The 11,382-nt window shown below is 43.0% G+C and carries 12 protein-coding genes; 2 read left to right on the top strand and 10 right to left on the bottom strand.

The features are described from left to right. Positions 1–695, top strand: a 695-nt coding sequence (locus BM213_RS12460) for an RNA-guided endonuclease InsQ/TnpB family protein (protein ID WP_143091203.1), incomplete at its 5' end; no start/stop codon positions are given. A gap of 139 nt (positions 696–834) precedes the next feature. On the opposite strand, the gene ptsP is transcribed toward BM213_RS12460, so the two are convergent. From ptsP to glcT, 4 genes are all read right to left on the bottom strand, one after another. Continuing rightward, a complete protein-coding gene (gene ptsP / locus BM213_RS12455) occupies positions 835–2,547 on the bottom strand; it encodes a phosphoenolpyruvate--protein phosphotransferase (protein WP_091704644.1) in 1,713 nt (570 codons plus the stop codon). Next, on the bottom strand, positions 2,547–2,819 hold the full coding sequence (locus tag BM213_RS12450; RefSeq protein WP_091704642.1) for a phosphocarrier protein HPr: 273 nt from the start codon (positions 2,817–2,819) through the stop codon (positions 2,547–2,549). The genes ptsP and BM213_RS12450 overlap by 1 nt, the downstream gene beginning before the upstream one ends. 84 nt (positions 2,820–2,903) lie before the next feature. After that, complete coding sequence (gene ptsG, locus BM213_RS12445) at positions 2,904–4,919, bottom strand: glucose-specific PTS transporter subunit IIBC (RefSeq protein ID WP_208601919.1); 2,016 nt, start codon at positions 4,917–4,919, stop codon at positions 2,904–2,906. 227 nt (positions 4,920–5,146) lie between these two features. Next, positions 5,147–5,992: a glucose PTS transporter transcription antiterminator GlcT gene (gene glcT, locus BM213_RS12440; RefSeq protein WP_091704636.1), complete on the bottom strand. Its 846-nt coding sequence runs from the start codon at positions 5,990–5,992 to the stop codon at positions 5,147–5,149. Between the two features lie 195 nt (positions 5,993–6,187). Here glcT and BM213_RS12435 point away from each other — a divergent pair, with 195 nt between their 5' ends. Then, entirely contained in the window at positions 6,188–6,991 is an 804-nt protein-coding gene (locus BM213_RS12435; protein WP_091704633.1) for an HAD family hydrolase, read from the top strand. 26 nt (positions 6,992–7,017) lie between these two features. Here BM213_RS12435 and BM213_RS12430 read toward each other — a convergent pair whose 3' ends face one another. The 6 genes from BM213_RS12430 to BM213_RS12405 form a co-directional block, all read right to left on the bottom strand. Continuing rightward, on the bottom strand, positions 7,018–8,145 hold the full coding sequence (locus tag BM213_RS12430; protein ID WP_091704630.1) for a C40 family peptidase: 1,128 nt from the start codon (positions 8,143–8,145) through the stop codon (positions 7,018–7,020). Between the two features lie 177 nt (positions 8,146–8,322). Next, positions 8,323–8,685 carry a monovalent cation/H(+) antiporter subunit G gene (gene mnhG / locus BM213_RS12425; RefSeq protein ID WP_425265931.1) on the bottom strand — a complete coding sequence of 121 codons (363 nt, stop codon included), beginning with the start codon at positions 8,683–8,685 and terminating at the stop codon, positions 8,323–8,325. After that, the gene (locus BM213_RS12420; protein WP_091704627.1) at positions 8,654–8,932 is read right to left on the bottom strand and encodes a Na(+)/H(+) antiporter subunit F1; all 279 of its coding nucleotides are present in this window, start codon (positions 8,930–8,932) and stop codon (positions 8,654–8,656) included. The genes mnhG and BM213_RS12420 overlap by 32 nt, the downstream gene beginning before the upstream one ends. Next, positions 8,929–9,405, bottom strand: a complete 477-nt coding sequence (locus BM213_RS12415) for a Na+/H+ antiporter subunit E (RefSeq protein WP_091704624.1) — start codon at positions 9,403–9,405, stop codon at positions 8,929–8,931. Before BM213_RS12415 ends, BM213_RS12420 begins: the two co-directional genes overlap by 4 nt. 6 nt (positions 9,406–9,411) lie before the next feature. Then, positions 9,412–10,884, bottom strand: coding sequence for a Na+/H+ antiporter subunit D (locus BM213_RS12410; RefSeq protein ID WP_091704621.1), 1,473 nt, complete (start codon positions 10,882–10,884; stop codon positions 9,412–9,414). Continuing rightward, on the bottom strand, positions 10,877–11,209 hold the full coding sequence (locus tag BM213_RS12405) for a Na(+)/H(+) antiporter subunit C (RefSeq protein WP_004891396.1): 333 nt from the start codon (positions 11,207–11,209) through the stop codon (positions 10,877–10,879). Before BM213_RS12405 ends, BM213_RS12410 begins: the two co-directional genes overlap by 8 nt. Between the last annotated feature and the right edge of the window lie 173 nt (positions 11,210–11,382).

The following is an 11,382-nucleotide window of genomic DNA, read 5'->3' as shown; positions in this document are numbered from 1 at the left end:
AAATCCCTATTCCAACACAAAAACAAGATAACAACAGATATATCAGTATTGATTTGGGATTAGATAACTTCGCAACCATTGTGAACAATGTGGGCAAACAACCGATCGTCATCAATGGTAAAGGTCTAAAATCCGCCAATCAATACTATAACAAACAAATGAGCCACTACCGCAAAGTAGCGAAACAGATGAATGGACTCGATTGGACAAAACGAATGAGCAAAATGACAGAAAAACGAAACCGCATCGTGGAAAACTTTATACACCAAGCGAGTGCCTTTGTCATCAAACATGCGCTGTCTTTAGACTGCGATACGATTGTGGTGGGGATGAATAAAGATTGGAAGCGTGAAGTCCATCTCGGAAAGCGCACAAATCAAGCGTTCGTTCACATCCCGTATCAAACGTTTCTTCATCAGTTGCAGTACAAAGCAGCACAGCATGGGATTCGTGTCATCGTGACAGAAGAAAGCTATACATCGAAATGCAGTTTTTTAGACATGGAAGAAATCAAAAAGCAAAAGCAATACAAAGGAACGCGCATCAAGCGAGGACTGTTTCAATCTGAAAATGGAATACTGATTAACGCAGATGTCAACGGGGCATACAACATCATGAGAAAAGTATTCCCAAAGGCGTTCGCCAATGGGATAGCGGGTGTGGGGTTACACCCAATCCGAGTACATGTCGCTTAAACGACGTGGACGGATAAACAATTTTATTAAAATCTTTATCATTATTCTATGATTTTAATAAAATTGATAACCTGATGTCTATGACCGTTTTGTACTGATTTTTTCCATGAAAAAAAGAACCGGAGGCGTCCGGTTCTTTTTATTGGAACGTTTCTTTCACGAAACGAACGACTTCTTCTGCTGTCGCAAGCGATAAAATGTGATCTTTCACTCGTTCCGCTTCTTGTTTAGAAAGCTTTTTTAATTGCGAGCGGACGCGTAAAATCGATGTCGCACTCATGCTAAATTCGTCTAAGCCGAACGCTAATAAAATCGGCACAGCAAGTTCTTCGCCCGCCATTTCACCGCACATGCCAACCCACTTTCCTTCTTTATGCGCCGCTTCAATGACGTTATAAATGAGGCGCAAAATGGCAGGGTTGTACGGTTGATATAAATACGATACGCGCTCGTTCATGCGGTCAGCCGCCATCGTATATTGGATTAAGTCGTTCGTTCCGATGCTAAAGAAGTCTACTTCTTTTGCAAATTGATCCGCCAATACAGCGGCTGCTGGAATTTCGACCATCATGCCGACTTCGATATGATCGGATACCGCAACACCTTCAGCGACAAGCTTTTCTTTTTCTTCTAAAAGAACAGCTTTCGCTTGACGGAACTCGTCTAACGTCGCGATCATCGGGAACATCACTTTTAAATTACCGTAAACACTTGCGCGCAACAATGCACGAAGTTGCGTACGGAACATGTCTTGCATATTTAAGCAAAGACGAACGGCACGGAAACCTAAAAACGGGTTCATTTCTTTTGGAAGGTCTAAATACGGCAATTCTTTGTCGCCGCCAATGTCTAGCGTGCGAACGACGACCGGTTTTCCTTCCATTTTTTCTAGCACCGTTTTGTATGCTTCAAACTGTTCTTCTTCTGTCGGCAATTCGTTGCGGCCCATGTATAAAAATTCGGTACGGTATAAGCCGATTCCTTCTGCCCCGTTCGCGAGTACACCTTCGACATCGTTTGGCGTTCCGATGTTGGCAGCAAGCTCAACGTGATGACCGTCTTTCGTCGTCGTTTGTTCATGAACGAGCTTTGCCCATTCTGCTTTTTGGGCAGCGAATGTGGCACGTTTTTGTTCATATTGTGCAATCGTTTCTTCTGTCGGGTTGATAATGACTTCGCCATCAAGCCCGTCAATAATGACGACATCGCCGTTTTGAATAGCCGCTGTCGCTTCTTTCGTGCCGACGACAGCCGGAATTTCCATCGAGCGTGCCATAATGGCAGAGTGGGACGTCCGTCCACCAATGTCGGTTGTAAAACCTTTCACGTATTTTCGATTTAATTGAGCCGTATCTGACGGCGTTAAATCTTCAGCTACAATGATGACTTCTTCTGTAATCATGCTTGGGTTTGAAATCGTAACGCCTAATAAATGAGCGAGGACGCGTTTTGTGACGTCGCGAATGTCCGCTGCACGCTCTTTCATATATTCGTTATCCATCGCTTCAAACATCGCGATGAACATCGATGTGACATCGTGAAGGGCGAATTCTGCATTCACGCGCTCTTGTTCAATTTTTTGTTCGACCGCTTGTACGAGTTCTGGGTCGCTTAGTACGAGCAAATGGGCGGAGAAAATGGCCGCTTTATCTTCGCCGAGCTCTTTTAATGCATGCGCTCGAATCGCTTCAAGTTCTTCTTTCGATTTAGCGAGCGCTTGTTGAAAGCGGCGAACGTGTTCAGCTGGGTTTTCAATCGTTTGTTTTTCAACTGTTAAATCTGGATGTTCTAAACGGTACGCCTTCGCAATGGCAATGCCATTCGATGCAGCAATCCCTTGCAATCGTTTCATTACTCCGCTAATCCTTCTTTTGCTAGCGTTTCTGTTAATGCGTTAATCGCGTCTGCTGCATCGCTACCTTCAGCTGAAATGGTAATTTGCGCACCTTGTGGAATTCCTAACGACATCACACCCATAATGGATTTTAAGTTGACTTTTTTGCCGTTGTACTCTAATTGAATGTCGCTATCAAATTTGCTTGCTGTTTGCACTAACATAGTTGCTGGACGGGCATGAATACCAGATTCTGCTGTTACTTTAAACGTTTTTTGCATATTGTTCATCTCCTCACTTTTTATTTTGAAAACATAGAGGGCAAAAAACCCTCTATGCTTTTTTACCGAAAAATGACGCATTTTGCAAGTAAATTATTTTTGAACGACGACGACATCTTCGCCTTTTGTTACTGTTCCTTGTTTCGTGATGTTTACTGTTTCTCCTGCTTGTAAGTTTGTGAAAATAATCGGTGTCACAACAGAAGGCGCATGTTGTTTCACATATTCAAGGTCCACTTTTAAAAGCGGTTGTCCTTTTTTCACTTCTGTTCCTTCTGATACGAGCGCTTCAAATCCTTGACCGTTTAATTTTACTGTATCAATTCCGAAGTGGATAAGCACTTCACGACCTGTTTTTGATTGAATGCCGATCGCATGTTTTGTCGGGAAGACGTTGATGATCGTGCCGTCTACTGGCGATACGACTGTCCCTTCTGTTGGCTCAACCGCAAAACCGTCACCCATCATTTTTGTTGAAAACACTTGATCTGGCACTTCAGAAAGCGGAACGACTTTTCCTGTTAATGGCGATGCGACTTGTTCTGTTTCGCCAGTCGCTTGTACTACTGGTTTTGCTTTTTCTACCGCTTTTGTCGGTACGCGACCTTCCATGATGTCTTTAATTTGTGTTTTTAAAATGTCTGATTTCGGTCCGAAAATGGCTTGAATGTTGTTTCCAACTTCTAATACGCCAGCTGCTCCGAGCGCTTTTAGACGATCTTTATCGACGTGTTGAATATCGTTTACTGAAACGCGTAAACGTGTAATGCACGCATCTAAATGAGCGATATTTTCTTTTCCGCCAAGCGCTGCTAAAATTTCGTGCGGAAGATCGCCTGCATCCGCTGCCGCTGTTGTGTCTGTCGTTTCTTTTTCACGACCTGGCGTCGCTAAATCCCATTTGCGAATCGCAAAGCGGAAGCCGAAGTAGTAAATGACCGCAAACACTAAACCGACCGGAATGACGAGCCACCATGCTGTACGTCCTGGCAACACACCGAATAATAAGAAGTCGATGACCCCGCCAGAGAACGTCATACCGATTTTGACGTCTAACATGTGCATAAGCATGAACGATAATCCAGCGAAAATTGTATGGATCGCAAATAATGCTGGCGCAACGAATAAGAATGAAAACTCAATTGGCTCTGTAATTCCTGTTAAAAACGATGTTAATGCGGCAGATGCCATAATACCGGCAACGACTTTTTTGTTTTCTGGACGCGCTTCATGGTAAATGGCAAGCGCAGCTGCTGGTAAACCGAACATCATGAACGGGAATTTTCCTGTCATAAATGTCCCAGCTGTTAATTCAGCACCGTCTTTAATTTGTTCGAAGAAAATACGTTGGTCACCGCGCACAAGCTCGCCTGCTTTGTTCACGTATTGACCGAACTCAAACCAGAACGGCGAGTAGAAAATGTGGTGTAAACCGAACGGAATTAATGCGCGCTCGATGACACCGAAAACGAATGCCGCTAACGTACGGTTTGCATCGATCATGTTGTGTGAAAAGGCGTTTAATCCGTGTTGAACAGGCGGCCATAACCACGTCATCACAATACCGAGAATTAATGCCGATGCCGCTGTCACAATTGGAACGAAACGTTTTCCTGCAAAGAAACCTAAATAAGATGGCAATTCAATGTTAAAGTATTTGTTGTACATATACGCTGCTAAAATACCGACGATAATCCCGCCGAATACCCCTGTTTGCAACGTTGGAATACCTAATACGTTCGCAAACGATGGATCTGTACCAATTTGATCCGCTGTTACGCCTAAAATAACGCTCATTGTCACGTTCATGACTAAGTAACCGATGATCGCCGCTAAACCAGCAACCCCTTCACCGCCAGCTAATCCGACGGCAACCCCTACCGCAAATAAAAGCGGCAAGTTCGCAAATACAATACCACCAGATTGTTCCATCACTTTTGCAACCATTTCGACCCAGCCAGTTTCTAACGCCGGAATTTTTTCAATTAACGCTGGGTTTTGCAATGCGTTACCAAACGCAAGCAAAATACCTGCTGCCGGTAAAATCGCAACGGGAAGCATAAGCGCTTTACCGACTTTTTGTAACGTACCAAACGCTTTTTTCATTATAGAACCCTCCTTCATTTTGTTAATGTTTGCAACAAACGGCACATTCATGTATCCGAAGTAGATGAAACAACACATTAGACGTCTAACGAATGTAAGCATTTGCAAACGATGGAAAACAAAAAGGCATGGGCAAAGAACGACAGAAAAAGGGTACAATGATCCACCTCTTTTTCGCCTCCTTTACTCATGCCTGATCGAATCAGTAACACGTAAAGATAAGTGCGTCGTTATTCACTTTTTCCAGTTAACCGCTGCAAGTGCAACGTTAAATATACGGCTTCGGCTTCATCTACCGGAAGCTGCAACGTTTGCTGCATAATTTTTATGAGCTTCCACGACAAATTATAACATAGTGGGTACGTCTCTTTCAATATATTCGACAATTTTTTTGGCTCTTCAATTTTTTCGCCTTTTTTCACCCGTTCAATCGCATAGCGCAAATGGCGGACAAACCGTAAATAATGGATGCTTTCACGGTCGATGCGAATGTTGAGCTGCTCTTCAACGACGGACACGAGGCGGGAAATGAGCTGTGAATGTTGGTTCACTTCGGACAGTTGGTGATTTGTTAACGCACTATGAATGTGTAAAGCAATAAAGCCGATTTCTCCTTCCGGAAGCTCGATGTGTAACCGTTCATTCAACATGTTAACGACTTCTGCCGCCACATCGTATTCAAGCGGATATAGGCTTTTCGTTTCAACTAAAAATGGATTTTTAATGTCCATTCCTTGTTCTAATCGCTTGATTGCGAACAAAATATGATCTGTTAACGCCACGTGAATATGTTCGTTTAACGAGCTGTTCGTCCGCTTTTGAATGTGGCGAATGATATCGTTCATTAAGCCGATAAATTCTTCATCAACGTGTGGCAACAATTTTTTATATTGTTCTTGTTCACGCTCATTTTTTAAAATGAACCATTTTTCTACACCTTTTTGTTCAATGACGTCCCCTTTTTTCTTGCCAAATCCAATTCCTTTTCCGATTAATACGACTTCATCATACGTCGGATGGGAGGCAATGAGCACGTTGTTGTTTAACACTTTTTCAATGCGAAACGATTGTTCCACGTCTAGTTCGCCCCTTTAAAAACGTTTACATTACTTTCAATGTTACGAAACGAACAAAGCTACGTCAATGGAAATGCGATGTTTTTTGTCAAGACAGCTGTGAATGTTTTTTGACAAAAAGGTGTTTCAGTTGCACAAATGCATGTATTCGATTAAACTTTTGTTCATCATAAAAATGGAAGGAGCTTGCCAAGCATGATTCGACTCATTGTTACTGATTTAGACGGTACGCTGCTCGGTTATGACCGTCGTGTAAAAGAAGAAGATCGTGAAGCAGTCGTGCGCGCGATTACAAACGGTATCGACTTTGCTGTCGCTTCTGGACGAATGGACAATGAAATTTTAGAAGTGTTGAAAGAAATCGGTCATGACGCTCATCGCATTAGCCAAAACGGGGCATTCGTATACACAAGCGACCATCATCTTCTTCATCAGCGTACATTTGACCCAGCGCTTGCCCGTTCCATTTATGAACAAGCGCGCACACTTGAAGCGATCGTGCTCGTATGTAACGAACAAACGAGCTTTGTCGAAACAAAAACGGAACAAATGGAGCATATGCGATCGCGACTATTTTTCGATATTGTTGAAAAGAAACAGATGCTCGATGCGATCGGCCATGATCTTTCTCCATCAAAAATTACCGTTATTGCTGAAGAAGACGTCATCAATCGTTTTCAGTCGTTCGTTCATAAACAATGGGATCGATATGTCGATACGTTTATTTCCGAACCTCGTTGTTTAGATATTATGCCAAAACAAATTAGTAAAGGCGAGGCGCTTCGGTTGTTAATGAATCATTTACAACTGAAAGGGGAGGAAGTCGCTTGCTTTGGCGACTCGTTTAACGATATTCCGATGTTTCGCCTGACCCCACATAGCTTTGTCATGTCACATGCGCACGAGCAAGTGAAAAACGAAGCAAACTACGTCGTTTCTTCCGTCCATGAAGCGATTGAAACGGTGCTAACGATAAACGAAAAGATGCCTCAAACGTAAGAGGCATCTTTTTGCTTGCTGTTCCGTTAAAAAAGACGAACAGCTTTGACCGCACGCGGCGCCCAATAAGGTCTCATATTCGCGAAAGCAACACCTGTGCTTGTGGCAGCGTGCAATAACGTATTGGCGTCAACGACGATCGATACGTGGTTAATGACTCCATCTCCTGTCGTATCAAAAAAGATTAAATCACCTTTGCGCACGCTCGCAAGCGGCACTTCTGTTCCAACCATCGCTTGTTCGCGCGATGTACGCGGCAATGTAATACCATTTTCTCTATACACGCGGTGGGTAAACGATGAGCAATCAAAAACGTCTGTGCGCGTCGTTGGCGCTCCGAATAAGTATTTCGCTCCTATGTATTTTTTCCCTGTTTCAATAATCGCATTCGCTCGCTCTTCCCATGAAAGCGGCACGTTAATCGTTTGGCCAACGCGTGAAAGCGGCACGTTAATCGTTTGGCCAACGCGTGAAAGCGGCACGTTAATCGTTTGGCCAACGCGAATAAAGTTCACGTTTGTAATCGTTGGATTTAGTGCAAGTAAATCGTTTAACGTCACATTAAATTTTCTAGCAATCGTCGACAATGTGTCGCCTGGTTGGACGATATACGATTTACTTGCGCTATTTGTCGGCTCTGTTGATGCCGGTCTCGGCGATATAAGTTGGCTTGTTGTATTCGTTGTATTTGTTGTATTTGTTGTATTTGTTGTATTTGTTGTATTTGTTGTATTTGTTGTATTTGTTGTCGGTACTGTTAACGTTTGGCCAACGTAAATGCGGTTTACGTCTGTAATCGTCGGGTTTAGTTCAAGAAGGCGTGTAATGGTCGTATTATACTGCCGTGCGATCGTCGATAACGTATCGCCTCGCTGAATCGTATATGTTGTTGTTTGTGTCGTTGGCGCTGTTGGCTGTGTCACAGGTGCCGTTGGTCGCACGTTCGCATGAGGTAATTGCAATACTTGTCCAACATAAATGATGTCCGTCTTTAATTGATTTAACGTTTTTAATTCATTAACCGATGTGCGGAACGTTTGAGCAATTTTCCATAACGAATCGCCCGACTTAACTGTATATTGTGCCGCATCAACCGCTTTTTCCCCTAAAAATAACGTCGATAATACTGCTCCAGCTACAATCATCTTTTTCATCGTGTGAAACCCCTTCTTTCGTTTTCTAAAGCGTTTCCTTGCTCATATCATAACATGAAACTATTAATCTATTAAACGTATATTTTCAAACTATTCTTCCATTAAATTGAAATAAGCATAAATGAAAATGAAAGGAAGATGTGAGATGCCTTATACATTTTAAGAAAAAGCTGACGGTTATTTTCCGCCAGCTTTTTCTTTTAAATCATCACGAACCGTTCCTTCCCAGCGCGGCACGTTTGTGTAATACGCAGCGCGGCTAATGAGATGAGCCGCAACAGGAGATGTCATAAAAATAAACACGATGCCAAGCAAAAGCCGTGAGTTAAATTCACCGTTTTCAAGCAAAAAGTGAAAAAATGCACCGAGTAAAATGCACATCATGCCAAGCGTCGTGCTTTTGCTGATGGCATGGCTGCGCGTATATACATCCGGTAAACGAATCGCACCAACTGCCGACAAGAGCACGAGCACCGCTCCGAACAAAACAAGTGCTGCGACGAGCACATTACCGATCGCGATCACCACGTTCAATGACAACCCCTTTCTCTAAAAACTTCGCAAACGCGACCGTACCGACAAACGCTAAAATACCGATGAGCAAAATGACGTCTAAAAACGCGCTCGTATTTAACAGTATAGAAACGATCGCAACGATCCCAGCGAGCGTAATGCCCATCGCATCTAGAGCAATCACTCGATCAGCAGCGCTTGGACCTTTGACAACGCGATATAAAAAGCCGATCATCGCAAGCGAAAGAATAACGAGAGCTACGTTCCAAATCATTTGCTCACCTCCATAATCGTTTTCTCAAACGATTGCTTAATGCTTTGAATCGCTTCTTGCACATCTGGACTATTTAAGGCGTGAATATACAACGTGCTTTTATCATCAGATACATCTAAAACGAGCGTACCTGGCGTGAGCGTAATGAGCATCGCTAACAATGTAATTTCCCATTCTTTTTTTAATTGTGTCGGCAAAGCGAAAATGGCCGGTTCAACGTGTAAAGACGGCTTTATAACGATTTTCGCCACCGCAATATTTGATAAAACAAGCTCTTTTAAAAAGATAAAAAGCAATTTTACAACGACAAACATCGGGGCGAGATAAAAACGCGAATGGAAGAATCGACGCAACATAAAAATAATAAGCAACCCGATGACGTACCCAATAATAAACGATGCCCCATTAAATGAAACGGTTAAAAACATCCAGACGAACGCTAAACATACATTTAATAAAATTTGAAATGCCATCGCTTTCTACTCCTTTAACACCGCTTGAATGTACATATTCGGATCCGCTAACACGTTAACCGCGTCGACGACAAACGGACGGATAAATTCAATTCCAACTCCATATGCAATAGATAAAACGAGAAGCAACAATACAGGAATGAATCGTCCATCGAGCGGCTTTCTTTCAAATCCTTTTTCCTCACCCCAAAAGCCGTTCATAAATATTTTCATGATCGAATATAACACGAGCAAGCTGGACAATAAGATGACAATTGCCTCGAAAAGCAAACCAGCATGCAAACTTGCTTTCACAATTAATAACTTTCCGATAAATCCGCTAAACGGCGGAATGCCTGCAAGCGACAATGCAGCGATGAAAAATGACCACCCAAGCAGCGGATAAGACGACATTAACCCCGAAAATGAACGAATGTTATTTGAACTAGTGATGGAAAAAACAATACCGACTAGTAAAAATAATGTTGCTTTCATGACCATATCTTGCAACATGTAAAAAATCGTTCCTTCTAAACTTTCTGGCGTCATCATCGCTACCCCAAAAATCATAACGCCGACTGCAACGATAATGTTGTAAATGACGATATAGCGCATATCGTTATATGCAACTGCTCCAATGACACCGATGACGATCGTGCCGAGCGCAAGCCAAGCGAGCAACGTATGCGTGTAGCCGACATCACTCGTGAATAAAAGCGTAAACGTGCGCAAAATCGAGTACACACCAACCTTTGTCAACAAACCTCCAAACAAGGCTAATATCGGGGTAGGCGGGGCGTAATAGGCTGCTGGAAGCCAAAAATATAGCGGAAAAATCGCTCCTTTTAAACCAAATACGATAATAAACAATACCGCAATAACCGTTAAAATAGGCGACATTCCTATTTCGCTTATACGCTCCGCTAAATGCGCCATATTTAACGTACCTGTTACTGCATATAAATACGCGACTCCAACGACAAATAGCGCCGAAGAAATAACGTTCACAAGCGTATATTTAATCGCTTCACGCAGCTGTATTTTCGTGCCTCCGAGCACAAACAGCACGTAAGACGACATAAGCATCACTTCAAAAAAGACGAACAAGTTGAACAAATCACCTGTCGTAAACGCCCCGTTGACGCCAACGAGCAAAAATTGAAAAAACGAATAGTAATAAAACGTTTCCCGCTTATGCCCGATCGCATAAAAAGAATACACTAAACAAGCAAGCGCGATGATGCTTGTTGTCAACACAAGCAAAGCAGATAGCGAATCCGATACGAGCGTAATGCCAAATGGCGCGGGCCAATTTCCGACGTTTAACGTTTGAATGCCGTCTGTATGCACACGGTACAACAACGCGCCGCTTGCAACAATTAAACTACATGTCGATATGAAAGAAATTATCCGTTGCCAAAAAACGTGCTTCGGAAAAAAAATAAGAATGATTGCTGTGACAAGCGGAATGAGAATAGGCAAAAGCAGAAGGTTATTCATCTCCCTTCATCCCTTCTATATGATCTGTTCCAATTTCTTGGTACGAACGGTATGCCAACACTAAGAAAAACGCTGTTACCCCAAAACTAATGACGATCGCTGTTAAAATGAGTGCTTGCGGCAACGGATCGACGTATCGTGCCGCCTTCTCCCCTAAAAGCGGAGGCGCTCCAACTTTTAATCCTCCCATCGTTAACAATAAAAGATGGGCACCATGACTGAGCAAACCCGTCCCGATAATAATACGGAGCAAACTTTTGCTGAGCAACAAGTATGTCGCAGCGGTAAATAAACAACCGATGACGACAATCATAATCAGTTCCATTAGTCACGAACACTTGCGCAAGGAAGCCCCTGCCTTAAGGCACGGGGAGGAATTGCGCCTTACGCAATGTTCATTCCCTCCCTTCGATATGTGTATCCGTCGAATCGCTGAATGACTTGGACATATCTATAATTTATTCCTTGTGCGATACGCTTTCCGTCCTTGCCTTTAAT

The organism is Anoxybacillus pushchinoensis, from assembly GCF_900111795.1.
GTDB lineage: Bacteria > Bacillota > Bacilli > Bacillales > Anoxybacillaceae > Anoxybacillus > Anoxybacillus pushchinoensis.
This window is presented reverse-complemented; position numbering and strand designations above follow the sequence as displayed.

Coding starts and splice junctions, on each gene's coding strand:
- BM213_RS12450 (WP_091704642.1), bottom strand. CDS start 2,819: ATGAACAATATGCAAAAAACGTTTAAAGTAACAGCAGAATCTGGTATT.
- BM213_RS12435 (WP_091704633.1), top strand. CDS start 6,188: ATGATTCGACTCATTGTTACTGATTTAGACGGTACGCTGCTCGGTTAT.
- BM213_RS12410 (WP_091704621.1), bottom strand. CDS start 10,884: ATGAATAACCTTCTGCTTTTGCCTATTCTCATTCCGCTTGTCACAGCA.
- BM213_RS12405 (WP_004891396.1), bottom strand. CDS start 11,209: ATGGAACTGATTATGATTGTCGTCATCGGTTGTTTATTTACCGCTGCG.
- ptsP (WP_091704644.1), bottom strand. CDS start 2,547: ATGAAACGATTGCAAGGGATTGCTGCATCGAATGGCATTGCCATTGCG.
- BM213_RS12430 (WP_091704630.1), bottom strand. CDS start 8,145: ATGAAAAAGATGATTGTAGCTGGAGCAGTATTATCGACGTTATTTTTA.
- BM213_RS12415 (WP_091704624.1), bottom strand. CDS start 9,405: ATGGCATTTCAAATTTTATTAAATGTATGTTTAGCGTTCGTCTGGATG.
- BM213_RS12420 (WP_091704627.1), bottom strand. CDS start 8,932: ATGATTTGGAACGTAGCTCTCGTTATTCTTTCGCTTGCGATGATCGGC.